Origin of the sequence: Micromonospora sp. WMMD1082, from assembly GCF_029626175.1 — a bacterium.
Lineage (GTDB): Bacteria > Actinomycetota > Actinomycetes > Mycobacteriales > Micromonosporaceae > Micromonospora.
The window spans coordinates 963,784-988,259 of record NZ_JARUBM010000002.1 but is presented as its reverse complement, the minus strand read 5'-3'; the positions used below and the strand labels follow the sequence as shown (position 1 = coordinate 988,259).

21 protein-coding genes are annotated in these 24,476 nt (G+C 73.9%); 12 read left to right on the top strand and 9 right to left on the bottom strand.

Annotated features, from left to right (window positions below; genetic code table 11):
- Position 1 precedes the first annotated feature (1 nt).
- Positions 2-1,438, bottom strand: a complete 1,437-nt coding sequence (locus tag O7615_RS04730; protein WP_278176034.1) for a gamma-aminobutyraldehyde dehydrogenase — start codon at positions 1,436-1,438, stop codon at positions 2-4.
- 140 nt (positions 1,439-1,578) lie between these two features.
- Between O7615_RS04730 and O7615_RS04725 the strand changes: the two genes are divergently transcribed.
- Positions 1,579-3,018, top strand: a complete 1,440-nt coding sequence (locus O7615_RS04725; RefSeq protein WP_278176032.1) for an aldehyde dehydrogenase family protein — start codon at positions 1,579-1,581, stop codon at positions 3,016-3,018.
- Positions 3,019-3,034: 16 nt separating this feature from the next.
- On the opposite strand, the gene O7615_RS04720 is transcribed toward O7615_RS04725, so the two are convergent.
- Positions 3,035-4,267: an SUKH-3 domain-containing protein gene (locus O7615_RS04720; RefSeq protein WP_278176031.1), complete on the bottom strand. Its 1,233-nt coding sequence runs from the start codon at positions 4,265-4,267 to the stop codon at positions 3,035-3,037.
- 212 nt (positions 4,268-4,479) lie between these two features.
- Here O7615_RS04720 and O7615_RS04715 point away from each other — a divergent pair, with 212 nt between their 5' ends.
- The 7 genes from O7615_RS04715 (at position 4,480) to ahcY (ending at position 12,521) form a co-directional block, all read left to right on the top strand.
- Complete coding sequence (locus O7615_RS04715) at positions 4,480-5,697, top strand: hypothetical protein (protein ID WP_278176030.1); 1,218 nt, start codon at positions 4,480-4,482, stop codon at positions 5,695-5,697.
- 70 nt (positions 5,698-5,767) lie between these two features.
- Positions 5,768-7,147, top strand: coding sequence for a phosphomannomutase/phosphoglucomutase (locus O7615_RS04710; RefSeq protein WP_278176029.1), 1,380 nt, complete (start codon positions 5,768-5,770; stop codon positions 7,145-7,147).
- Positions 7,148-7,208: 61 nt separating this feature from the next.
- Entirely contained in the window at positions 7,209-7,391 is a 183-nt protein-coding gene (locus tag O7615_RS04705; protein ID WP_278176028.1) for a Trm112 family protein, read from the top strand.
- Positions 7,388-8,584: an SIS domain-containing protein gene (locus tag O7615_RS04700; protein WP_278176027.1), complete on the top strand. Its 1,197-nt coding sequence runs from the start codon at positions 7,388-7,390 to the stop codon at positions 8,582-8,584. The genes O7615_RS04705 and O7615_RS04700 overlap by 4 nt, the downstream gene beginning before the upstream one ends.
- Positions 8,585-8,606: 22 nt before the next feature.
- Entirely contained in the window at positions 8,607-9,560 is a 954-nt protein-coding gene (locus tag O7615_RS04695; protein WP_278176026.1) for a cation diffusion facilitator family transporter, read from the top strand.
- Positions 9,561-9,563: 3 nt separating this feature from the next.
- Complete coding sequence (manA, locus tag O7615_RS04690) at positions 9,564-10,721, top strand: mannose-6-phosphate isomerase, class I (RefSeq protein ID WP_278176025.1); 1,158 nt, start codon at positions 9,564-9,566, stop codon at positions 10,719-10,721.
- Between the two features lie 285 nt (positions 10,722-11,006).
- Positions 11,007-12,521: an adenosylhomocysteinase gene (gene ahcY / locus O7615_RS04685; protein WP_278176023.1), complete on the top strand. Its 1,515-nt coding sequence runs from the start codon at positions 11,007-11,009 to the stop codon at positions 12,519-12,521.
- Between the two features lie 87 nt (positions 12,522-12,608).
- On the opposite strand, the gene O7615_RS04680 is transcribed toward ahcY, so the two are convergent.
- Both O7615_RS04680 and O7615_RS04675 read right to left on the bottom strand, forming a co-directional pair.
- Positions 12,609-12,767 (bottom strand): hypothetical protein, encoded by a 159-nt coding sequence (locus tag O7615_RS04680; protein ID WP_278176022.1) that lies wholly within the window; start codon positions 12,765-12,767, stop codon positions 12,609-12,611.
- Positions 12,767-13,843, bottom strand: a complete 1,077-nt coding sequence (locus tag O7615_RS04675) for an RDD family protein (RefSeq protein ID WP_278176021.1) — start codon at positions 13,841-13,843, stop codon at positions 12,767-12,769. Before O7615_RS04675 ends, O7615_RS04680 begins: the two co-directional genes overlap by 1 nt.
- 16 nt (positions 13,844-13,859) lie before the next feature.
- Between O7615_RS04675 and O7615_RS04670 the strand changes: the two genes are divergently transcribed.
- Positions 13,860-14,840, top strand: coding sequence for a stage II sporulation protein M (locus tag O7615_RS04670; RefSeq protein ID WP_278176020.1), 981 nt, complete (start codon positions 13,860-13,862; stop codon positions 14,838-14,840).
- Positions 14,841-14,914: 74 nt separating this feature from the next.
- Here O7615_RS04670 and O7615_RS04665 read toward each other — a convergent pair whose 3' ends face one another.
- From O7615_RS04665 to O7615_RS04645, 5 genes are read right to left on the bottom strand one after another with little or no spacing between them, the layout of a single operon-like run.
- On the bottom strand, positions 14,915-16,225 hold the full coding sequence (locus O7615_RS04665; protein ID WP_278176019.1) for a DUF58 domain-containing protein: 1,311 nt from the start codon (positions 16,223-16,225) through the stop codon (positions 14,915-14,917).
- A complete protein-coding gene (locus O7615_RS04660) occupies positions 16,222-17,193 on the bottom strand; it encodes a MoxR family ATPase (RefSeq protein WP_278181970.1) in 972 nt (323 codons plus the stop codon). The genes O7615_RS04665 and O7615_RS04660 overlap by 4 nt, the downstream gene beginning before the upstream one ends.
- An 11-nt stretch (positions 17,194-17,204) precedes the next feature.
- Positions 17,205-18,515 (bottom strand): DUF4350 domain-containing protein, encoded by a 1,311-nt coding sequence (locus O7615_RS04655; protein WP_278176018.1) that lies wholly within the window; start codon positions 18,513-18,515, stop codon positions 17,205-17,207.
- Positions 18,512-19,168, bottom strand: a complete 657-nt coding sequence (locus tag O7615_RS04650; RefSeq protein WP_278176017.1) for a DUF4129 domain-containing protein — start codon at positions 19,166-19,168, stop codon at positions 18,512-18,514. The genes O7615_RS04655 and O7615_RS04650 overlap by 4 nt, the downstream gene beginning before the upstream one ends.
- Positions 19,165-20,010 (bottom strand): hypothetical protein, encoded by an 846-nt coding sequence (locus O7615_RS04645; RefSeq protein WP_278176016.1) that lies wholly within the window; start codon positions 20,008-20,010, stop codon positions 19,165-19,167. Before O7615_RS04645 ends, O7615_RS04650 begins: the two co-directional genes overlap by 4 nt.
- 210 nt (positions 20,011-20,220) lie before the next feature.
- On the opposite strand from O7615_RS04645, the gene mtrA reads away from it, so the two are divergent.
- Genes mtrA through O7615_RS04630 form a run of 3 tightly spaced genes read left to right on the top strand, consistent with a single transcriptional unit; the run spans position 20,221 to position 24,473 of the window.
- Positions 20,221-20,910: an MtrAB system response regulator MtrA gene (gene mtrA / locus O7615_RS04640; protein ID WP_278176015.1), complete on the top strand. Its 690-nt coding sequence runs from the start codon at positions 20,221-20,223 to the stop codon at positions 20,908-20,910.
- A 12-nt stretch (positions 20,911-20,922) separates the two neighbouring features.
- Positions 20,923-22,680 (top strand): MtrAB system histidine kinase MtrB, encoded by a 1,758-nt coding sequence (gene mtrB / locus O7615_RS04635; RefSeq protein ID WP_278176013.1) that lies wholly within the window; start codon positions 20,923-20,925, stop codon positions 22,678-22,680.
- On the top strand, positions 22,677-24,473 hold the full coding sequence (locus O7615_RS04630; RefSeq protein WP_278176012.1) for an LpqB family beta-propeller domain-containing protein: 1,797 nt from the start codon (positions 22,677-22,679) through the stop codon (positions 24,471-24,473). Before mtrB ends, O7615_RS04630 begins: the two co-directional genes overlap by 4 nt.
- The last annotated feature ends 3 nt before the right edge of the window (positions 24,474-24,476 follow it).

The following is a 24,476-nucleotide window of genomic DNA, read 5'->3' as shown; positions in this document are numbered from 1 at the left end:
GTCAGGCCCCGATGTTGTGCATGACGTGCTTGATCCGGGTGTAGTCCTCCAGGCTGTAGACGGAGAGGTCCTTGCCGTGCCCGGAGTGCTTGAAGCCGCCGTGCGGCATCTCGGAGATGAACGGGATGTGGGTGTTCACCCAGACGCAGCCGAAGTCGAGCCGCCGGGTCATCCGCATCGCCCGGCCGTGATCGCGCGTCCAGACCGAGGCGGACAGGCCGTAGTCCACGCCGTTGGCCCAGCGCACCGCCTCGTCCTCGTCGGAAAACCGCTGCACGGTGATGACCGGCCCGAACACCTCGTCCTGGATGATCTCGTCGTCCTGTCGGACGCCGGAGACGACGGTCGGGGCGTAGAAGTAGCCGCGCTCGCCCACCTGCGCGCCGCCGGTGCGCACCGACGCGTGGTCGGGCAGCCGGTCGAGGAAGCCGCGCACCCGGGCCAGCTGGTGGGCGTTGTTGAGCGGGCCGTAGAGCACGTCCTCGTCGTCCGGCGCGCCGGTCCTCGTGTTGCGGGCCTGTTCGGTGAGGGCGGCGACGAAGTCCTCGTGGACGCCGGGCGCGGTGAGCACCCGGGTCGCCGCCGTGCAGTCCTGGCCGGCGTTGAAGTAGCCACCGACGGCGATGGCCTCGGCCGCCGCCGCGATGTCCGCATCGTCGAAGACCACCACCGGGGCCTTGCCGCCCAGCTCCAGATGGGTGCGCTTGAGGTCGGGCGCGGCGGCCGCGGCGACCTCCGCGCCGGCCCGGGTCGAGCCGGTGATGGAGACCAGTCGCGGGGTGGGATGCGCGACGAGGGCACGCCCGGTGTCCCGGTCGCCGCAGACGACGTTGAACACGCCCGCCGGCAGGAACTCGGCGGCGATCTCGGCCAGCAGCAGCGTCGACACGGGCGTGGTGTCGGAGGGCTTGAGCACGACCGTGTTGCCGGCGGCGAGCGCGGGAGCGATCTTCCACACCGCCATCATCAGCGGGTAGTTCCACGGGGTGACCTGGGCGCAGACCCCGATCGGCTCGCGCCGCACGTACGAGGTGTGCCCGGCCAGGTACTCGCCGGCCGAACGGCCCTCCAGCAGGCGGGCGGCACCGGCGAAGAAACGGAACTCGTCGACGGCGGGTGGCAGCTCCTCCTCGGCGGTGAGCTGGCGGGGCTTGCCGGTGTTGCGTACCTCCGCGTCGACCAGGTCGGCGGCGCGGGCCTCGACCGCGTCGGCGAGCTTGAGCAGCGCCCGCTGCCGCTCGGCGGGCGTGCTGTCCCGCCAGCTGTCGAAGGCGGTCGCGGCGGCCGTCATCGCCGCGTCCACATCGGCGGCACCGGAGACCGGGGCCCGGGCGAAGACGTCACCGGTGCAGGGGTCGATCAGGTCGGCGTAGCCGCCGTCGACCGGCTCGACGTACTCGCCGTTGACGAAGTTGCGCAGCTTCTGCTGGTCACTCATGGCGGGATCGCTCCGAGGGGTCCGGGGGCGCGCTGCGGCGGTTATCGCAGCCTTCTTGCCATCTTCGCTACTGAATTCGCGGCATACAAGGGCTGCGGCGACTGTTTCCGTCAACCAACCGGTGGTCTACGCTGCGGAATGTGGAGCCCACAGCGTTCTTCGTCGCCGGCCGGCCCGCCCACGGTGCCGGTGAGTTGACCGTCCACCACCCGTACGACGGCCGCCCGGTCGGGCGTACCACCCTCGCCACCGCCGACCAGGTCGAGGCGGCCGTGGCGGCGGCGGCCGGGGTGGCGGCGACGGCCGCCGCGTTGCCCGCGCACGCCCGCGCGGCGGCCCTGGACCACGTCTCGCGCCGGCTCGCCGAGCGGGCCGAGGAGGTCGCCGCCCTGATCACCGCCGAGAACGGCAAGCCGGTCAGGTGGGCCCGCGCCGAGGTGGGCCGGGCCAGCTCGACCTTCCGCTGGGCGGCCGAGGAGGCCCGGCGCTTCTCCGGTGAGCTGCAACGGCTCGACACCGACCCCGCGGCCACCGGCCGCATCGCCCTGGTGCGCCGGGTGCCGAAGGGGCCGGTGCTCGGCATCACCCCGTTCAACTTCCCGCTGAACCTGGTGGCGCACAAGGTCGCTCCGGCGCTCGCGGTCGGCGCGCCCATCCTGGTCAAGCCGGCGCCCGCCACCCCTCTGTCGGCGCTGCTGCTCGGCGAGATCCTGGCCGAGACCGAGCTGCCGGCGGGGATGTTCTCGGTGCTGCCGCTGCCCAACGAACGCGCCGCGGAGCTGGTCGCCGACCCCCGGCTGCCGGTCGTCTCGTTCACCGGCTCCGGGCCGATCGGCGCGGCGATCCGTCGGGCCGCACCGGAGAAACACGTGACGCTGGAACTGGGCGGCAACGCGGCGGTGCTGATCTGCCAGGACTGGGCCGACGACGAGGACCTCACCTTCGCGGCGCACCGCGTCGCCACCTTCTCCAACTACCAGGCCGGGCAGTCCTGCATCGCCGTGCAACGGGTCTACGTGCACGAGTGGCTCTACGACGGCTTCCTGCCCCGGTTGGTCGCGGCGGTGCGGGAACTGCGTACCGGTGACCCGGCCGACCCGCTGACCGACGTCGGGCCGCTGGTCTCCGAGGCCGCCGCGCGCCGGGTGGAGGCGTGGGTGGACGAGGCGGTCACGGCCGGCGCCACCATCGAGACCGGCGGCCGGCGGGACGGCGCGACCTACCCGCCGACGGTGCTCAGCGGGGTGCCGAGGGACGCCAAGGTCCGCGCCGAGGAGGTCTTCGGTCCGGTGCTCGTCGTGGACCGGGTCACCGACGACACCGCCGGCTTCGCCGCCGTCAACGACTCGGCGTACGGCCTGCAGGCCGGCGTCTTCACCCGCCGCCTCGACGTCGCCTTCGCAGCGGCGCGGACGCTGGAGGTGGGTGGGGTGATCGTCGGCGACGTGCCGTCCTACCGGGCCGACCAGATGCCGTACGGCGGGGTGAAGGGCAGCGGCGTGGGCCGGGAGGGGCTGCGCAGCGCCATGGACGACTACACCGACCCCCGCGTCACCGTCCTCACCGGCGTCCAGCTGTAGGTCAGGTGAGCGACCGTCACCAGCTGCCGTCGTCGCGTACCCGGGCGGGGGCGCGGCCGAGCAGCAGGGTGATCAGCGCGGCGTCGATGTCGGCGCCGAGGAACCATTCGCCGGCCTGATCCAGCGCGAAGATCCGGCCATGTTCGTCCACCGCGATGATGCTGTGCCGGCTCTCCGTGCCGATCGGGAAGAGCCGTGCACCGATCACCGTCGCGAAGTCGCCGAGCGAGTCGGCGGTGTGTGCCACCCGGCGGGGGCGGACGTCGAAGGGTGAGATCCACACCTGCTCACCCGGGCCGCGCCGCTCACTGGTCAGGCTCGGGAAGGCGGTGAGGGCGGCGGTCGCCGCGGGGATCGCGGCGTGCTCATGCGTCCTGCCGCGCACCGCCGCGACGTCGTGCATGGCCGACGTCGCCGTCGCCGCGTCGTCGAAGTGCGGCCGCCAACCGGCGGCGACCAGTGCGTGAGCGACCTCCGGCGGAAAGCGGCCCGGCGCGGGGTCCGGGGCGGGTTCGGCGAGCCGGGGCACGGTGTGGGCCCGTTCGGATGACGGCAGGGCGTGGAACTCCACCAGCATGTCGAGGCACGAATCGCAGGGCCGCTCGGCCGGGCCACCGTGCGGGTCGCCCGGTTCGCGCACCTGGAACACCTCGATGCGCGCGGACTCCAGCAGGTCCCTCGCGTCGCCCGTGCTCATCTGGGCGATGCCTTCGGCGTTGCGGCGGTGGTCGTACTCGTGCAGGACGTCGGAGACGACGACGAACTCGGCGTGCCGGTCGCCGCCCCGCACCAGGCGGCCGGCGGGCAGTTCGTCGAGGTACGCGCGGACCAGCGGATGATGGTGGAGCGTCACGTCCCCCTTGGCGCCCCGGGCGGTGAAGATCCGCCCGTCGAGGGTGAGATGCGCGGTCGTGGTCGGGGTGGGCAGCCGGCGGATCTCCCGTAGCAGCTGACCGGCCGGGTCGACGGTGCGCGGAAACCGCGGCCCGGTGGACCGGCTGCGGCGGTAGAGCCGCTCGACCACCTCGGGCGGTACGCGTGGCCAGGTGGTCACCTCGCCGGTCTGTTTGTCGACCACGGTGGTGGGCAGGTCGCCGGGAAGCGCTCTGGCCGGTGTGGACACGGTGGAGGTGATGACGTACCCGAGGTCGAACTCCGTGACGACCGGCTGGCAGTCGCGCCCCAGTCGTAGCGAATCGCGGCGGGCCCACACGGCTGCGATCTGCTCGGCCTGTTCGCGGTCGATCACATCCGCGAACCTACCGGACAACGGAGATCCGTGGCAGTCGGTGCGTCCCACCCTACGGACGGTGATGAGTTGGGCGCCGCCGGCCGGCGGTGTGGCGCGGGCGCGCGGCGTGGCGCGGCGCACATGCGGGGTGCTCGATGACCAGCCCGGGTCCGGCCCCGGTAGTAGCCTGACGCGGCGATCCCCCGCCGGGGGAGGAACGGTGGTTGATCATGTCGGTACGTCGCCACGCGGCGCGACTCGCAACGGTCTGCGTGCTCCTGGGCGGCCTGGTCGTGCTCGGTGGCGCCCCCGCGCACGCCGACGAGGACCGGGTGCGGGTGCGTTCGGCGGGGAGCTTCACCGCGGGCCGTTCCGCCGGGGGCGTGACCGTGGAGGTGCGGAAGCGGACCGACGGCTGCGTGCGGGTGCGTAGCGCGCTGGGTCTGAGCCTGCCCGGCGTGCGGGCCGACCAGGTGGCGGTGCAGGCCAACGTGGGGGGTCGCTGGGTGCCGGTGGCGGTCCAGGGAGAAGCGGAACTGGTGACCACCGCACCGGTCGCCCCGGCGAAGGACGAACTCTGCAAGGGCAAGGGCGTGGCGATGCGGTACCGCGTGGCCTTCGCCGCCGACGCGCCCGCGGGCCGTCTGGTGGTGACGGGCGAGGCCACCACGGCGCGGGCGGCCGTGCTGGGCCGGGCCGCGGTGTCGTCCCGGGTGATCGGTGGCCGGGTCTCGCCATCGCCGTCGCACTCGCCGTCGCCCACGCCCAGCGAGGAGGTGGCCGAGGAGAGCGTCGTCGAGACCACGCCGACCGTGGCGCTCGCCGCGGACGGGACGGGCGATCTTGCCCAGACCGCGGGCGAGTCCTCGGGCGGGTCGTCGGTGATGTACTTCGGTGTCGCCATGGTGGCCGCCGGGGCACTGCTCATCGGGCTGCTGATCCACCGCTCCCGCCGGGATCGGCGGCGCTCCGGTGACCGGCTCGACATTCCGCCGCCGCGCAACCCGGGCGGCACGACCTACCGCTCCGGCGGTGGTCAGGGTGCCGCACCGGTCCCACCGGGTCCGGGCGTCCCGCCCGCGACACCGCCCGGTCAGACGTACGGGACGGGCCGGTCCGGCACGCCACGGGTCTACGGCGGCACGCCGGCACCACGGCCGTCCGGCGGTCTGTACGGTGCGCGGCCCGCCGACCCGGGCGATCCGACCCGGGCGGTGCCGCCGGGCACGTCCGCCCGTGCCGCCGTCCCACCGACGTCGGTGCCGCCCGGCGTGCCGCCGATCTCCGCCCCGCCGATCTCCGCCCCGCCGATCTCCGCCCCGCCGGTCGCGCCGGCTTCGGGACCGCCCGGTGACGTCGGCCGTGGTGCGGTACCGGGGCGGCAGGACGGGTCACCGGCCACCGGTGAGGGCGACGAGCCGGGGTACGGGCGCGGGCTCCCCGGCTGAGCCGGGGCGGAGGCCGCCGCTCCGATACGCTCAGGTTCGTTGGCTGACCCGCAGGCGAGGAGTGGAACCGGTGTCTGATCTGTCCCAGATCGTGAAGGCGTACGACGTCCGTGGGACGGTGCCGGACCAGTGGGACGAGCGTGTCGCCGGTGCCCTCGGTGTCGCCTTCGCCCAGATGCTCGACGCCGCCGGTGAGCCTGGGCAGGCCGTCCTGATCGGGCACGACATGCGGGCCTCCGGGCCCGGACTGGTCGCCGCCTTCGCCACCGGCGTACGCGCCGAGGGACGCCCCGTCATCGAGATCGGGCTCGCCTCGACGGACATGGTCTACTACGCCTCCGGCGCGCTCGGGCTGCCCGGGGCGATGTTCACCGCCAGCCACAACCCCGCGCAGTACAACGGCATCAAGTTGTGCCACGCCGGCGCCCGCCCCGTCGGGCAGGACAGCGGGCTGGCCGAGGTCCGCGACCGGGCGCAGGCCCTGCTCGACAAGGACGAGCCGCTCGGTGCGCCGACCGCGCCGACGCAGCGGCGTGACCTGCTGCCGGAGTACGCCGCACACCTGCGCACGCTGGTGGACCTGTCCGGCATCCGGCCGCTGACCGTGGTGGTGGACGCGGGCAACGGCATGGGCGGGCACACCGTGCCGAGCGTGCTCGGCGACGCGGCCCTGGCGGCCCTGCCGCTGCGGATCGTGCCGCTGTACTTCGAGTTGGACGGCACGTTCCCCCACCACGAGGCCAACCCGCTGGACCCGGCCAACCTGGTCGACCTGCAGCGCGCCGTGGTGGCGCACGGCGCGGACATCGGGCTGGCCTTCGACGGCGACGCCGACCGCTGCTTCGTGGTCGACGAGCGTGGCGAGCCGGTCTCGCCGTCGGCGATCACCGCGTTGGTCGCCGCCCGGGAGTTGGCCAAGCACCCCGGTTCGACGGTGATCCACAACCTGATCACCTCCCGCGCGGTACCGGAGATCATCCGGGAGCACGGTGGTGAGCCGGTGGTGGCCCGGGTCGGTCACTCGTTCATCAAGGCCGAGATGGCCCGTACCAACGCCGTCTTCGGTGGCGAGCACTCCGCGCACTACTACTTCCGGGACTTCTGGTTCGCCGACACCGGGATGCTGGCGGCCATGCACACCCTCGCCGCGCTCGGCGAGCAGCCGCTGCCGCTGTCCACGCTGGCCGCGGAGTACGAGCGGTACGTCGCCTCGGGCGAGATCAACTCCACGGTGGCGGACCAGGCGGCCAAGGTGGCCGAGGTGCGGGCCGCGTACCCGGACGCCGAGGCCGACGAGATGGACGGGCTCACCCTGCGTTTCCCCGACGGGGCGTGGTGCAACCTGCGCGCCTCGAACACCGAGCCGTTGCTGCGGCTCAACGTCGAGGCACCCACCGCCGAGCGGATGGCCGCGCTCCGCGACGAGGTGCTCGAACGGGTTCGCCGATAAGATCGCTCGCGCCGTCGGCACCGCCGACCGGTGACGCCGCATACGTGGAAGGAGCCGCGCAGTGGCCCTCGACCCGCAGTTGCTGGACATCCTCGCCTGCCCGGACACACACCATGCCCCGCTGGACTACGACGCGCAGGCCCAGACCCTGACCTGCACCGAGTGCGGCCGGATCTTCGAGGTACGCGACGACGTGCCGGTGCTCCTGCTGGACGAGGCGCGCGGCCCTGCGGGGCGGTCGTGATCGACGGAACGGCCGGCGTCAGCGGCCACCGCCACGCCGACGAGCGGCTGCTCGACGACCCGCAGGCGTTGGCCGAGCGGGATCCGGGCGGCATGCTGCGGCACACCGCCTCGGCGGGCGCGCAGGTACGCGAGTCGGCCGCGCTGGCCGCCGAGGCCAACCTTGCCGTGCTCGCTGGCGAGGGGCGTCCCCGGGCGGTCGTGATCGCCGGCATCGGCACCGCCGGGCGTACCGGTGACGTGCTGGCCACGGTCGCCGGGCCACGGTGTCCCGTGCCGGTCATCGCGCACCGCAGCGCCGGGGTGCCCGGCTGGGTCGGCGCGGCCGACGTGGTGATCGCGGTCAGCGCCTCCGGCCGCAGTCCCGAGGCGCTGGGTGCCGCCGAGGCCGCCCACCGTCGGGGTGCCCGGCTGGTCGCGGTGGGCCCGGCGGACTCGCAGCTGCAGTCGGTGGCCGAGCGGGCCCGCGCGCCGTTCATCCCGGTGCCCCGGCGGGCACCGGCCCGGGCCAGCCTCTGGGGCCTGACCGTGCCGGTCCTGCTCGCCGCCCGGGCGCTCGGGCTGGTGAAGGTCAACGAGGCGGACCTGGCGGAGACGGCGGCCCGGCTGGACGCCGACGCCGACCGCAGCCGCCCGACCGCGGAATCCTTCGTCAACCCCGCGAAGTCGCTCGCGCTCGGCCTGGCCGGTTCGATCCCGATCGTGTGGGGCTCGTCGCCGCTGGCCGCGGTCGCCGCCCGCCGCTTCGGCGACACCCTGTCGGCCAACGCCCGGTACCCGGTGGTCACCGGGGCGCTCGGCGAGGCGGGTCGGGGCCGGGTCGGCCTGCTCGACGGCGTCTTCGGTGGCCTGGCCGAGGGGGAGCGGGACATCTTCGCCGACCCGGAGGAGCCGGTCGGTGAGGGCACCCGACTGCGGCTGGTGCTGCTGCGTGACGGAGGGCTGAACGCCGAGGACGACGCCGACGAGCCCCTCGCCGTCGAGGAGCGGCGCGCCGACGCGGTGCAGACCCTCGCCGAACGGCGGGGCGTACGGTGCGACGTGGTGACCGCCGAGGGCGGTTCGGCGCTGGAGCGGCTGGCCTCCCTGGTGGCGGTGCCGGACTTCGCGTCGATCTACCTGGCGCTGGTGCACGGCCTGGATCCGATGGCCGTGCCGGCGATCACGGAGATGAAGGAGCTGTCCAACCAGTGACCGGGCGCTGCGGGGAGCAGGCGTGAGTGCGTCGGGTGGCACCAGGGCGATCATTGCCGCGCTGCTGGCCAACCTCGGCATCGCCGTGACGAAGTTCGTCGCCTATCTGCTGACGAGTTCGTCGTCGATGCTGGCCGAGTCGATCCACTCGGTGGCCGATTCGGGCAACCAGGCGCTGCTCCTGCTCGGCGGCAAGCGGGCCCGGCGGGCGGCCACCCCGCAGCATCCCTTCGGCTACGGCCGGGAGCGCTACGTCTACGCGTTCATCGTCTCCATCGTGCTGTTCAGCCTGGGCGGGTTGTTCGCGCTCTACGAGGCGTGGCACAAGTGGTCCGACCCGCACGGGATCACCGCCTGGCAGTGGGTGCCGGTGACCGTGCTGGTTGCGGCGATCGTGATGGAGTCGTTCTCCTTCCGTACCGCGATCAGGGAGTCGAACCTGGTCCGGGGTGGCGAGTCCTGGGCCCGGTTCGTCCGCCGGTCCAAGGCGCCGGAGCTGCCGGTGGTGCTGCTGGAGGACTTCGGCGCGCTGGTCGGTCTGGTCTTCGCCCTGTTCGGCGTGGGCATGACGCTGATCACCGGTGACGGCCGGTGGGACGCGGCCGGCACCGCGATGATCGGTCTGTTGCTGGTGACCATCGCGATCGTGCTCGCGGTGGAGACCAAGAGCCTGCTGCTCGGTGAGGGGGCCGAGCCGGCGGACGTCTCGGTCATCGAGCAGGCGGTCACCGCCGGCCCGGAGGTCGAGCGGATCATCCACATGAAGACCCTCTACCTGGGCCCGGAGGAGCTGATGGTGGCCGCGAAGGTCGCGGTGGCCCGGTGCGAGACCGCCGAGGAGGTGGCCCGGGGCATCGACGCGGTGGAGGCACGGATCCGGGCCGCGGTGCCGGTGGCCCGGGTCATCTACCTCGAACCGGACATCTATCAGGCCAGGGCGGGCTCGTCGACGGCGTCCGGGCGCCCCGGGAGCTGACCGGTGGAACCGCTGTACGGGCAGATCAAGGACTACGCCTGGGGCTCGCGCTCGGCGATCGCCGCACTCCAGGGGCGACCGGTGCCGAGCGATGGGCCGGAGGCCGAGTTGTGGCTCGGGGCGCACCCGGGCGCGCCGGCCACCGTCGAGCGCGGCGGTGCCCGGGTCGCGCTGACCGAGGTACTCGCCGCCGAGCCGGCCGACTGGCTCGGCCAGCCGGCCCTCGACCGGTTCGGGGCACGCCTGCCGTTCCTGCTCAAGGTGCTGGCGGCGGAGGCCCCGCTGAGCCTGCAGGCGCATCCGGACGCGGAGCAGGCGCGAGCCGGCTACGCCGCCGAGCGCGCCCGCGTCGGTCGGCACCGCAACTACGTCGACCCGTTCCACAAGCCCGAACTGCTGGTGGCGCTCGGGCCGATGGAGGCGCTGTGCGGGTTCCGCGCCCCGGCCACCTCGGCGAGGGTGCTCGCCGGGTTGGGCGTACCGCAGCTGCGTCCGGTGCTCGACGCGTTGGCCGCCGGGCCGGCGGGGCTGGCCGAGGCCGTACGCCTGCTGCTGGACTGGCCGGCGGCGGAGCGTGCCGGGCTGGTGGCGGCGGCCCGGGCGGCGGGCGGCCCGGACGGCGACCTGGTCGCGCTGCTGGCCGAGGCGTACCCGGCCGATCCGGGGGTGCTCGTCGCGTTGCTGCTCAACCGGGTGAGGTTGGCCCCGGGTGAGGCGATCTGGATGCCGGCCGGGAACCTGCACGCGTACCTGCGCGGTACCGGGGTGGAGGTGATGGCGGCCAGCGACAACGTGCTGCGCGGCGGTTTGACCCCGAAGCACGTGGACGTCGCCGAACTGCTGCGGGTGCTCCGCTTCGAGGTGCTGGATCAGCCGGTCGTGGCGCCGCGGGCGGTCGCCGACGGCGTGGTGACCTGGCCGGTGCCGGTGGACGACTTCGCGTTGCATCGGGTGACGGTGGACGAGCGACGACCCGAGGTGACGCTGACCGTGCCGGGTCCGCGGGTGGTGCTGTGCGCATCCGGCCGGATCACCGTGTCCGACGGGTTGGCGGCGGTGACGCTCGGCTCCGGCCGGGCCGCGGTCGGGCCGGCGGCGGCCGGAGCACTGACGGTGACGGGCGCGGGTGCGGCGTACGTCGCCTCCACCGGCCTGGACTGAGGCGGGGCCTGCCGGTCTCCGCCCCGACCATCAAGTCCGACTTTCCCGGAATAGCTTGACTCGCCTCTCGCTCAGTGTAACTCTATGAGTGCGCAGCGTTATCGCGACGAAGGTCCGAGAACGCGCGGGGGAACCAAACCGGGGGGATGCACGGGGCGGACGGAGATGGACGGCACACGTCCACGACCGACCGCCCCGTGCGCTGTTCGTAACCACTCCAGCCGCCCTCAGACGGCGCGCGTAAGGTGGGAGGTTGCGCAGCACCATCGTCCGACAGGAGCTTTCATGACCAGCACCCTCCCGGCATCCGCCAGCGGCACGTCGTCCGAGGCACGGCCGCGCACTCTCGCCGAGGGCGACTACAAGGTGGCGGATCTGTCACTCGCCGAGTTCGGGCGCAAGGAGATCCGCCTCGCCGAGCACGAGATGCCCGGTCTGATGGCGATCCGCCGCGAGTTCGCCGACGCGCAGCCCCTCGCGGGCGCCCGGATCACCGGTTCGCTGCACATGACGATCCAGACCGCCGTCCTGATCGAGACCCTGGTCGCGCTCGGCGCGCAGGTCCGCTGGGCGTCCTGCAACATCTTCTCCACCCAGGACCACGCCGCCGCCGCGATCGTCGTCGGCCCCGACGGCACCCCCGACGCCCCCGCCGGGATTCCGGTCTACGCCTGGAAGGGCGAGACGCTGGAGGAGTACTGGTGGTGCACGGAGATGGCGCTGACGTGGCCCGACGGCTCGGCTGGCGATGTCGGCGGCCCCAACATGATCCTGGACGACGGTGGCGACGCCACGCTGCTCGTCCACAAGGGCGTCGAGTTCGAGAAGGCCGGTGCCGTGCCGCCGGTCGAGTCCGCCGACTCCGAGGAGTTCGCGGTCATCCTCGGCCTGCTGCACCGCTCGCTCGCCGCGGACGGCCAGCGCTGGACGCGGATCGCCGCCGGCATCAAGGGCGTCACCGAGGAGACCACCACCGGGGTGCACCGCCTCTACGAGATGCACCGCGCCGGCACCCTGCTCTTCCCGGCCATCAACGTCAACGACTCGGTGACCAAGAGCAAGTTCGACAACAAGTACGGCTGCCGCCACTCCCTGATCGACGGCATCAACCGCGCCACCGACACGCTGATCGGCGGCAAGATGGCCGTCGTGTTCGGCTACGGCGACGTGGGCAAGGGCTGCGCCGAGTCGTTGCGCGGCCAGGGCGCCCGGGTCGTGGTGACCGAGGTCGACCCGATCTGCGCGCTTCAGGCGGCGATGGACGGCTACCAGGTCGCCACCCTGGACGACGTGGTCGAGCGGGCCGACATCTTCATCACCGCCACCGGCTGCTTCGACGTCATCACCAACGAGCACATGGCCCGGATGAAGCACCAGGCCATCGTCGGCAACATCGGCCACTTCGACAACGAGATCGACATGGCCGGCCTGGCGAAGCGCTCGGATGTCACGCGGGAGAACATCAAGCCGCAGGTCGACCTCTGGAAGTTCGACGACGGCCACGCGATCATCGTGCTCTCCGAGGGTCGTCTGCTGAACCTGGGCAACGCCACCGGCCACCCGAGCTTCGTGATGTCGAACTCGTTCGCCAACCAGACCATCGCCCAGATCGAGCTGTACACCAAGACCACCGAGTACCCCACCGGCGTGTACGTGCTCCCCAAGCACCTGGACGAGAAGGTCGCCCGGCTGCACCTGGACGCGCTCGGCGCCAGGCTGACCACGCTGACCAACGAGCAGGCCGCGTACCTCGGCATCACCCCGGAGGGCCCGTTCAAGCCGGACCACTACCGCTACTGACCGCACCACACCGAACCGGGCCGACGCTGGAGCCGGCCCGGTTCGGCGTCTCCGGCCCCCGGCGCCGGGCTCACCTGGAACCGGCCGTCAGCGGGGGTGATCGCGGCGGCGGGAGGGACGGACCCAGGTCCAGACGCACCAGGCCAGCCAGGCCAGCGACACCAGCGCCGCCAGTGCACGCAACCGCAACGCGCTGAGCAGCAGCACCAGCGCGAGCACCGCCAGCCACGGTCCGAAACCCCTCATCACGGCCTTCCCGGTGTCGCGTCGACGCCGGCCACCGGCGCCGTGTGCGCATCAGCTCCCGCCGGGCGGCGTACCCCTGGCCCGGCCTGGGCCGGCACCGCCGCGTCGGCCCGCGTTCGGACCGTCGGGTCGGGCGGTGCCCCGGCCTCCGCGTCGGACCGTGTCCCGGGCGGCGCATCGGGTCGCGTTCCGGGCGGCGTGGCGGCGAGTTGGGGCCAGAGCGCGGTGGCGAGCCCGCGTTCGCCGGCGAGCCGGTGGCGGGCCCGCCGGTGCCGCTCGCCGAGGACGGCGGCCAGGTAGGCCGACGCCGGCAGCCCCGGCCGCCCCGTTGGGGGCGCCGGGGGCGGTGGGGTGGTCACCGTGGCGACCTCCCGCCACAGCCGGCGGGCCAGGTCGCCCCGGATCGGCTCGGCGAACTGGTGGGCCCGGGCAAGGTACTGCCGGGCGGCGAGCGCGAGGTCCGGGTCCAGCCGGCTCAGATCCAGGGTGTACGCCCAACCGGCCAGCTCCGGCACGGTGGCCGGTATCGGGCGCCACCTCGTCGCGGCCCGGGTGTGTACCACGAGGGTGCCCGCCACCAGATCGCCCAGCCGCCGGCCGCGGGCATCGGTCAGCATCACGGTCACCCCGGCCACCCAGGACAGCAGCGGCAGCACCAGGCCCGGCCACTCCACGGCGACCCCGACCAGCGCCCGGGTCAGCGACTGCCGGAACCCGACGGGGGCGCCGTCGACGCTGACCACCTGGAGCCCGACCGCCGCCTTGCCCGGCGTCCGGCCGTGGTTCAGCCGCTCGAAGAGCACCGGATAGCCGACCAGCAGCACGACGAGCGCGATGGTGAACAGCGCCCGCTCCATCGCCGCGTCGACCACGCCGTACGGCAGTGCCGCCAGGGCCAACCCCACCAGCACGGTGAGCAGCAGGGCGAACACCAGCTGGAGCAGCACGTCGAGCGACAGGGCGAGCACCCGGGAGCCGATCCGGGCGGCCCGCACGTCCAGGTGGACCGCCTCGCCGCTGACCAGTCCGGCATCGCCCCAGGCCGGGGCGGTCCACCGTCGCGCCGCTGTGCTCACCCCGACAGTGAACACTATGATCGCGCGGTCGGAGGTGGTGGTGGATCTCGACGCGTACGTCGCGGAGCACGGCGATGGCTGGCGCCGCCTGGACCAGCTCTGTGGCCGGCGGCGGCTCGACGCCGCCGAGGTCGACGAGTTGGTCGCGCTCTACCAGCGGGCCACCACCCAGCTGTCGGTGCTGCGCAGCCGCTCGCCCGATCCGGCCCTGGTCAGCGAGTTGTCCCAGGTGGTGCTCCGGGCGCGGGCCCGGCTCAACGGCCGGCCCCGCCCGTCCTGGGCGGCCGTCCGGCACTTCCTGATGGTCGGTTTCCCCGGTGCCGTCTGGCGGGCGGCGCCGTGGTGGTGCGCGGTGGCGACGGCCTTCACCGTGCTCACCTTCACCCTGATGTGGTTCGTCGCGGACAATCCGGAGACGGCGGCGGCGTTCATCGGCGACGAGGAGGCCGCCGAGCTGGTCGAGTCCGGCTTCGCCGGCTACTACACGGAGTTCTCCGCCCCGACCTTCGCCTTCCACCTGTGGACGCACAACGCCTGGCTGGCCGCCAAGTGCCTGGCGGCGGGGGTGCTGATCGTGCCGGTCGGCTACCTGCTGTGGCAGAACGTGGTGAACATCGGCGTGGTGGGCGGGGTGATGGTCTCCTACGGCCGGGCGGATGTCTTCTTCGGGCTGATCACCCCGCACGGACTGCTGGAGCTGACCGGGGTGTTCGTGGCCGCCGGGGTGGGGCTGCGCATCGGATGGGCGTGGATCGCGCCACCGGAGCAGCTGACCCGGGGTCAGGCGGTGGCCCGCGCGGGCCGCGACGGCATCCTGGTCGCCCTCGGCCTGGTCGTCCTCTTCGCGGTCTCGGCGGTGATCGAGGCCTTTGTCACTCCCGCCCCCCTGCCGACGCCCCTGCGCATCGCCATCGGCGCCACCGCCTGGCTGGCCTTCCTCGCCTACACCACCCTCCCCGCCCTCCGAGCCCCCACCCGCCCACCCTCACCCCGTTGATCATGAAGTTGTTGTCGCGACACGCCGGGCGGGGTCGCAACAACCTCATGATCAACGGGGCAAGGGCGGGTGGGTTAGAGCTGGGCGGTGGACTTCAGGTGGAGGTAGGTGTCGGCCAGGGCGGGGGCCAGGTGGGGGGCGGGGGTGTCCAGCACCAGGACGTTGTGGCGGGTCAGGGTGGCCGCGAGGCGGTCGCGTTCGGCGAGGGTACGCCAGGCGGCTGCCGCGGCGTACGCGTCCTGGGGGCGCCGTGGTGGCGCGACGGTGAGGGCGGCCAGCACCGGGTCCTGAGCCGCCGCCACCAGCACCCGGTGCCGGGCGGCCAGCCGGGGCAGCACGGGCAGTAAACCCTCGCCGAGCGCACCGGGCTCCAGGGCGGTGAGGAGCACCACCAGGCTGCGTGGGCGGTGCCGCCGCAACAGTTCACCCGCGATCATGCGGAAGTCGGTCTCGACCAGCGTGGGTTGCAGTGGGGCCAACGCGTGCGCCAGCCGGCCCCACTGCGCCGGCCGCTCGGCCCCGCCGACCGAGGCGCGGGTCACGGCGTCCGCCGCGAGCACGTCCACCCGGTCGCCGGCCCGTGCCGCCAGCGCGGCGAGCAGCAGTGTCGCGTCGATCGAGGCGTCCAGCCGGGGCTCGTCGCCGAGCCGTACCGCCGAGGTGCGCCCGGTGTCCAGCACGCAGACCAGCCGCCGGTCGCGTTCCGGCCGCCAGGTACGCACCAGCACCTCGGAGCGCCGGGCGCTGGCCCGCCAGTCGATGGAGCGTGCGTCGTCGCCCGGGACGTACTCGCGCAGCGCGTCGAACTCCGTGCCCGGGCCGCGTCCCCGACCGACCTGCGTGCCGGCGATGATGCGCAGCCGGGACAGCTTCTCGGGCAGGTGCCGGCGGGAGTCGAAGCGGGGCAGCACCCGCAGGACCCACGGCGGCGTGGCCGGCCGGCCCGTCCGTTGCCGGAACGCCAGCCCGAGCGGCCCGAACGAGCGGACGGTCAGGGCCACGGCGGCCCGGTCGCCCCGGCGGGTGGGGGTGAGATGGCTGGGCAGCGCCCGCACCTCGCCGGGGGCGACGTGGACCATCCGGGTCGGCGGCACCTCCGGCCGGGCACCGGCCGACGGCACCCAGGCGTCGCGGACCCGGGCACGCAGCGGGCGGCCGGAGGAGTTGCGCAGGTGGAGGGTGACCGTGGCGGTGCCACCGAGGCGGACGGCCCGCTCGCCGGCCCGCTCGGCGACGAGCGCCCGCAGCGGCGCGGCCAGCGCGAGATCCACCGTGACCAGCAGCAGGACCGCACCGGCCATCACCGCCACCCCGACGAAGGGCGCCGACCAGGCGGGCAGGGTCAGCGCACCCGCCGCGAGCAGCGCCGCCGCCCGCCAGGTCATCGCGGAGCCGGCACGGTGGCCAGCACCGCGTCCAGGACCGGATCCACGTCGACGCCGTCGAGTTCGGCCTCCGGGCGCAGCCGCAGCCGGTGCCGCAGGGTGGGCCGGGCCATCGCCTTGACGTCGTCCGGCACCACGTGGTCGCGCCCGTTCAGCCAGGCCCACGCCTTGGCGGTGCCGAGCAGGGCGGTCGCGCCGCGCGGCGAGGCGCCCAACTCCAGCGCGGGGGCGGCCCGGGTGCCCCGGCACAGGTCGACGACGTAGCCGAGCAGGGGCTCGGCGACATGCACCCGACCGACCGCCGCGCGAGCAGCGACGAGATCGGCCGCGCCGGCCACCGGGCGTACGCCGGCGGCGGCCAGGTCCCGTGGATCGAAGCCGGCGTGGTGGGCACGGAGCACACCCAGTTCCTCCTCCCGGCTCGGCAGCGGCACGGTGAGTTTGATCAGGAAGCGGTCCAGCTGGGCCTCGGGCAGCGGGTAGGTGCCCTCGTACTCCACCGGGTTCTGGGTGGCGACGACGATGAACGGGTCGGGCAGGGCGCGCTGCTCGCCCTCGACGGTGACCTGCCGTTCCTCCATAACCTCCAGCAACGCGGACTGGGTCTTCGGCGGGGTCCGGTTGATCTCGTCGGCGAGCAGCAGGTGGGTGAAGACCGGCCCCTCGCGGAAGGTGAACGCCGCGGTGCGCGTGTCGAAGACCATCGAGCCGGTGACGTCACCGGGCATCAGGTCGGGGGTGAACTGCACCCGCCGCGACGTCAGGTCCAGCGCGGCGGCCACCGTACGCACCAACAGCGTCTTGGCCACCCCCGGTACGCCCTCCAGCAGGACGTGGCCACGGCAGAGCAGGGCGACGATCAGGCCGCTGACCACGCCGTCCTGCCCCACGACCGCCTTGGCGACCTCGGCGCGCAACCGTTGCAGCGCGGCCCGCGTGGGGTCGACGGCGAGCGGGTCGATGGTCATGGCGGGTCGGGTCACCGGGTGTCTCCTTCGGCTCGTGTGGTGCGGTCCAGGTCGCCGGCCAGCTCCAGCAGGTCACGGTCGCTGTCGGGGGCGTCGCCGTAGAGCAGTTCGTGGACGGCGTCGGGGCGGTCGCCGGTGCGGGCGGCCACCGCGGCGGCGACGGCGGCGGGCGGCGCGCCGGCCGGCAGGTGCAGCCACCGCGCCAGCCGGGAGCGGGCGGCGGTCCGGAGCACCTGTGCCGCACTCTCCCGGGCCCGGGCCTGCTGGTAGAGCCGGGCCCGGCCGTGGACCGTCTCGGCCGCGGGCACGGTCACCGGCAGCGGTTCCGGGGTGGGCGGGCCGAGCCGCCGGGCCCGCCCGGCGGCGATCAGCAGGGCCGCCAGGGCGAGTTGCAGCAACAGCGCCCAGAACCAGGCAGGGAAGGCGGACCAGAGCGAGTGGGGTGCCCCGGAGGCGCTTGGTCCGCCGGGGTTGGCCGGCTCGCCGCCGGGACCGTTGCCCGGTGCCGTCCCGCCGTTCTGACCGCCGCCCGGGTCCTCTCGGCCGTCGGGCTCGTCCTCCGCGGGCTCTGGCAACTGCCGGGTGGGGGAGGGACTGGGCTCGGGCGGGGGCGGTGCCGGGCCATCGAGGTCGAGCCAGACCACCCGGCCGGAGGTGGCGAGCAGCCCGGTGGCGAAGGCGTGGTTGTCCCACTCGTCGATCCGGCCGTTGCGGAACGGGTCGCTGGCGCCCACCACCACGCTCTCGGCGGGGCCGGGCAGCCGGGCCAGGCCGGCCGAGTAACAGAGGTCGACGCTGCCCGGTGCGCCGATGGAGGCGTACCGCTGGCGGGCGACGGCGGCCGTGGTGGCGGGGATGATCTCGGCAAGGGGGCAGGACCGCTCGGGGGTGTGCGGGGCGACGGCCCGGGCCGCCCAGCGACGGCCGTTCGGCCGCAGCGGTAGCCCGGCGGCGGCCAGCACCCGCCGGGGCGGGTCGACCAGCACCAGCCGGGTGCCGTCGGGCAGCAGACCCAGGTAGTTGACGGTGCGCGGGTGCAGCAACTCGGGCGCCGGCACGAACAGGGTGACCGGGCCGGGCCGGGTGGCCCGCAGCGCCCGGAGCGTGTCGGTCTCCCGCTGCACCACCACGCCGCGCCGGCCCAGGCTCGCGGCGAGCCGGCTGCCGCCGTCGGCGCCGGTCGCCACCGGGGAGAGGAAACCCGGGTCGGTCTGGTCCGGCTGGTCGACCTCCCGGGTGACCAGCGTGACGGCGAGCAGCACCGCGCCCACCAGCATCGGGATCACGATCCGGTGGCGGCGTCGGGGCCGCCGGACGGTCACGGCGCCACCGTCCCGGACGGGCCACGCGGGCCTTCGGCGGTGGTGGGCGCCGGGTCACCGCTCGCTGCGGTGGCCGCCGGCCGCTGATCGGGCGCGGGGTCCGCGGCGAGCAGGTGCCGGAGCCGGTCGGCATGGTCGCGCATCCGATGGTCGTGCTGGGCCGTGGCGGGGCGCTGGGCGTACCACACCTCGGAGAAGATGGACGCGGCGGCGGCCAGGGGCGGGCCGGCCGGTGGGCGGTTGGCGGCGGCCACGGCGACCACCTCGGTGACGGTCATGCCCGGCCGGATCGGTACCACGTGGCGGTCGGTCAGCTCGTGGAGCATGGCCCGCAGCCGCTCGCGGATCGCCTCGTCGTAGCGGCCCTCGGCGGCCAGCCGGTCCGCGACCGCGAGGATTCCGTCGCGCGTAACGGTCGGCTGCGGGGTGTGCGCGGCCGGCGGCGGTGCGGTGGCGGTCGCCCGTCGGCGGGCCGGCCGGGCGGGGCGCCACCGGGGCAGCCGGGGCAGCCGGCGGGGCACCCAGGCGGGGAAGGCGTACCAGGCCGCCGCGGCCAGGGCCGACGCCAGCACGAGCAGCAGCAGGGCCAGCGGCAGCGGAACGTGGTCGCTGACGGCCGCCGTGGTCTCGGTCCACCACCGGCTGAAGCTCATCCGCCGACCGCCAGCAGCTGCGCCGGTGTCCCGGTGGCGGGGGCCCGCGAGAGGTGGATGTCCAGCCCCTCGGTACGGATCCGGGTCTCCAGGTGTACGACGGCGTCCAGGCAGGCCAGCGCGGCGTAGGCGACCGTGTTCACGGCCGCCCAGAGCAGCATTGCCACGGCGGTGGACCAGCCGTCGGGAATCATGCCGAGCGTGGTCAGCCCGGTGAACATTCCCCAGCCGAGCCCGACCCGGACGATCCACCAGACGAGGTAACCGAGCACCCGCACGGCGGCGGCGCGGCCGTCGACGCGCAGCGCCAGCGTGGCGGAGCGGGCGATCGCGCGTACCGGTGTGACCCGGTCGACCACCAGCGCCGGGGCGACCGCGCCGAGCAGGGCGAACCCGACGAGCCAGCCCGGCCCGAGCAGGGACACGAGCAGCATGACGGCGCCGACCATCGCGCCGAGCAGGGCGGTGGCGCCCCACCGGGCACCACCGGGGCGCAGCAGTTCGCCGGCGGTGACCCGGTGGCCGAGCAGCGCGCCGCCGGCGGCGCGGGCGGCCGGGTTGCCGAGCAACAGGATGATCATCGCTTCGGTGGCGGCGCCGACGGCGAGCAGGAACCAGAAGAAGCCGAGCCCGCTCATGCCGGGTGCCCACCACAGCGGGGCGGTGGCGCCCGCGGCGGTGCGCAGCGGCAGCAGGAGGAGTTGCTCGCCGACGGCCAGGGCGGCGGAGAGGGTGAGCAGGACGGATGCGCGGGTACGGAGCAGCAGCACTGCGGAGTCGAGCAGTTCGCCGACGGTGAGCGGGCGACCGGGGAGTACGACGATCGGGCCTGTTTCGGGCACGCGTACTCCTGGGGGGCGGTGACGGTGGCGCGCTGCGACGCACCCGGGGATCATGTTGACACGCGCGGTCCGCCCGGGTGCAGCCCTGCCCCCTGGGGTGGCTCGCGCGGGCGATGCAACCGGCCGGTGCTGGGCACGGCCCACCTGGCGGCAGTAGCGTGCCGGGTGACGCCGAGCCCAACGAACTGACGGGATGGAAACATTAACCCCATGAGAGCCCGGGTACTGGTGGTCGACGACGACCCCGCGCTCGCCGAGATGCTCGGCATCGTGCTGCGCAGCGAGGGCTTCATGCCCTCCTTCGTGGCGGACGGGGAACGGGCTTTGGCCGCGTTCCGCGAGAACCGGCCCGACATCGTCCTGCTCGACCTGATGCTGCCCGGAATGAGCGGTATAGACGTGGCGCGGGCGATCCGGACCGAGTCCGGGGTGCCGATCGTGATGTTGACGGCCAAGAGCGACACCGTCGACGTGGTGCTCGGTCTGGAGTCGGGGGCCGACGACTACGTGGTGAAGCCGTTCAAGCCCAAGGAGCTGGTGGCCCGGATGCGGGCCCGGCTGCGCCGGGGCGAGGACGCGGCGCCGGAGCTGCTCACCATCGGCCCGCCCGGCAACCAGATCGCCATCGACGTGCCGGCGCACACGGTCAGCCGCAACGGCGAGGAGGTGAAGCTGACGCCGCTGGAGTTCGACCTGCTGGTCGCGCTGGCCCGCAAGCCGCGTCAGGTCTTCACCCGGGAGGTGCTGCTGGAGCAGGTCTGGGGGTACCGGCACGCGGCGGACACCCGGCTGGTCAACGTGCACGTGCAGCGACTGCGCGCCAAGATCGAGCCAGATCCGGAGCGACCGGAAATCATCCTCACCGTTCGCGGCGTGGGCTACAAGGCGGGTACCGGATAGCCTGGTCGCACTGTGACCAGCTCCCCGATTCCGGATCTCGACCCGACGTCCCGCCGGCGTGGTGCCGCGCGGGAGCTGTGGCATGGCGTGAGCGGTCGGGTGGCCCGGTTGCTGGCGGGGCTGCACCAGACCTGGCGGCGCTCGCTGCAGGTGCGTGTGGTGACCATCACGCTGGTGACGTCCAGCCTGCTGGTCGGCGGGTTCGCCTACCTCATCGCGGACAAGATCACGAGCATCCTGCTGGACAACGCCAAGACCGACGTCCAACTGCGGCTGCTCAGCGGCGCGGAGTACGCGTCGAAGCAGTTCAGCCTCTACAGCCAGCCGCAGGAGGCCCAGCTCCAGGAGACCATCGACGGCACGGTCAACTACCTGGCCGGCGGCGACCCCCAGCAGAACAGCGGGGTGGTGGTGGCGCTCACCGCGGAGAACTGGCCCGGCGTGATCGAGCCGCGCACCTCGCCCGCGGTGAACGTCCGGCCGCTGATCAGCCCCGAGCTGCGGGCCGCGGTGGCCGGCGGCAACGTCGCCAACCAGATCCGCACCGGCCGGCTCACCGGCGACACCGAGAAGAAGTACCTCGTCTACGGCTCGCCGGTGCCGACCGGGTTCGGGCAGGTGGAGCTCTACTACTTCGTACCCCTGACCCTGCAGGACGCCACGGCGGGCCAGGCACGGGCCACGGTCGTGGCCACCGGCGTCGCCCTGGTGCTGCTGCTCGGCCTGCTCGCGGCCCTGGTGACCCGGCTGGTGGTGCTTCCGGTGCGGGTCGCCGCCCGCACCGCCCAGCGGCTCTCGGCCGGCCTGCTCGACCAGCGGATGGCCGTCAACGGCGAGGACGACCTGGCCCTGCTCGCCGCGTCGTTCAACCAGATGGCGACCAACCTGCAACGGCAGATCCTGCGGCTGGAGGAGATGTCGCGGCTGCAGCGCCGGTTCACCTCGGACGTCTCGCACGAGCTGCGTACACCACTGACCACGGTACGGATGGCCGCCGATCTGATCTTCGCCGAGCGCGACGGGTTCGACCCCGCGGTGGCGCGCAGCGCCGAACTCCTCCAGGCCGAGCTGGACCGGTTCGAGGAGCTGCTCACCGACCTGTTGGAGATCAGCCGGTTCGACGCGGGGTTCGCGGTGCTCGACGCCGAGCCGACCGACCTGGTGCCGGTCGTCCAGCGGGTGGTGGACCGGCTCTCCGGCCTTGCCGAGCGGGTGGGGGTGGCCATCGAGTGGGACGTACCGACCGCCCCGGTGATCGCCGAGATCGACCCCCGGCGGGTCGAGCGGGTGCTGCGCAACCTGGTCGGCAACGCCGTCGAGCACGGCGAGGGTCGGCCGGTGCGGATCACGCTCGGGATGGACGAGACCGCCGTCGCGCTGACCGTCCGCGACCACGGCGTCGGGCTCAAGCCGGGCGAGGAGAAGCTGGTGTTCAACCGGTTCTGGCGGGCCGACCCGTCCCGGGCCCGGCAGACCGGCGGGACCGGGTTGGGGCTGTCGATCAGCGTGGAGGACGCGCGGCTGCACGGCGGCTGGCTGGAGGCGTGGGGGGCACCGGGGCAGGGCGCGCAGTTCCGGCTCACCCTGCCGGCACGCGCCGGTGACCGGCTGACCACCTCGCCGCTGCGGCTGGTGCCGGCGGACGCCACGCTGCCGTTCGGCGGTGCGCCCGCCGGCGGCCTGCTGGCCATCGCCCCCGGTCCGGACGGCGCGCTCGCGATCGGCCCGGGGCCCGCCTCCGGGCAGCGGCGCGCGGAGGTGGGCTCGTGAGGCGACGGCTGCTGACCGGCGTGCTCGGCGGTGCGCTGGTGATGGCCGTGTCCGCCGGCTGCGGCATTCCGGACCGCACCGAGGTGCAGATCGAGCAGCGGGGGCCGGCCGCGGAGACGAACTGGTCGCTGGGGCGGGGCAACGAGCCGCCGACGCGGGAGGCCAGCGGTAGCGACGCCGACGCCTTCGTGCGGAACTTCCTGGCGGCGGCGGCCGGTGAGCCGGATCGGGCGTACGAGCGGGTCAAGCGGTTCATCGCGACCCCCGAACGGGGCGGGTTGCAGGTGAAGCAGGGCAGCGAGGTGGCGCTGTCGGTGGTGCGGCTCACCGAAAACCCGCTGATCGAACCGGACGTCGACAGCATGAAGGTCACCATCAGCGTGCAGCAGGTCGGCCTGCTGCGGGCCAACGGCATGCTGGTGCCCCCGCTGGCGACCGAGTCGACGTACGAGTTCCGGCTGGTCAACGCCGGCCCGGCGGGCGAGGACGACGCCGGTTTCTACGTGAGCAACCCGCCGAACCTGTTGCTGCTGAGCGATGACGCGCTGCGCCGCTACTACGAGGCGGAGCCGATCTACTTCTGGAACTCCGACCGCACCCGACTCGTACCCGACCAGCGGTACCTCTCCTCCGCGGTGCCGGCGGAGCGCCGGGTGAGCGAGGTGGTCCGGTGGTTGACCGCCGGTCCCTCGGAGTGGCTGCGGGTCGGTGTCTCCGGCCTACCGGACCGCACCGAGATGATCAACAACGCCACCGGGTCGGACGGCCGCTGGGAGGTCAACCTCGACATGCCCGGCGCCGACGAGATGCGGCTGGAGCAGCTCGGCACCCAGTTGGCGCTGTCCCTGCCGGAGTTGGACGGCACCCTCGAAATCAAGATCCTCAACCAGTCCCGCAAGGTGGTCGATCTCGGTGAGCGGCGCAGGCTGAACTCGCTCTACCGGATCGACGTCAACGCCCGGCGATACTGCGTCTACGACGGGGCGATCCACGCGCTGACCGTGTCCGGTGAACCGGCCGGCGCGGTGCCGGTGGCGCCCGAGGCGAACCGTGACATCGTCTCCGCGGCACTGCGGCGCGCCGACGAGGACGTCCTGGCCGCCGTGGTGGTGGCGGGGGAGGACGGGCGGCAGCGGCTGGCCGTCGGCCGGGGCAGGGGCGTGGTGGAGAGCCTCGACACCGGGTCCACCGCGTACACCGAGATGGGTCGCCCGGTCTGGATCCGCAGCGACGGCAGCCGGCCGGCGGGCCTGGTGGTCGCCGACGGCCGGCTGCACCGGTTCGACGACCGGGCGGCGACCAGGCAGGTCCAGCTCGGTCTGCCCGGCCAGGTCACCGCGGTGGCGGCGGCGCTGGACGGGCACCGGGTCGCGCTGGTCGTCGACGGTGCGCTGTACGTCGCCGCGATCAACTGGAGCGGTGGCCTGCCCACGCTGGGCCCGGCCCGGCGGCTGGTCAGCTCGCTGACCGACGTGACGGCGGTGGACTGGTGGGCGGAGAATCGGCTGCTGGTCGCCGGCTCGGTCGGCCGTCCGGCGATCTACGACGTCAGCGTGGACGGCGCCCTGGAGACCCCGCTGCGGGAGGACACCGGCACCCAGGTCAACCACCTGGCCGCGTACCCCACCACCCCGGCGCTCTCCCCGCTGGCCGGGTCGTTCATGTACGAGGCCAACGGGGTCGCCTACAGCAACCCGGTCGAGCGGATCAATCGTGACCAGGTCCAGGACGTGACCCCGCCGGCGGCGGGGCTGCGCCCGGGCAACCCCACCGCACCCGTCTTCCTCTACTGAGGT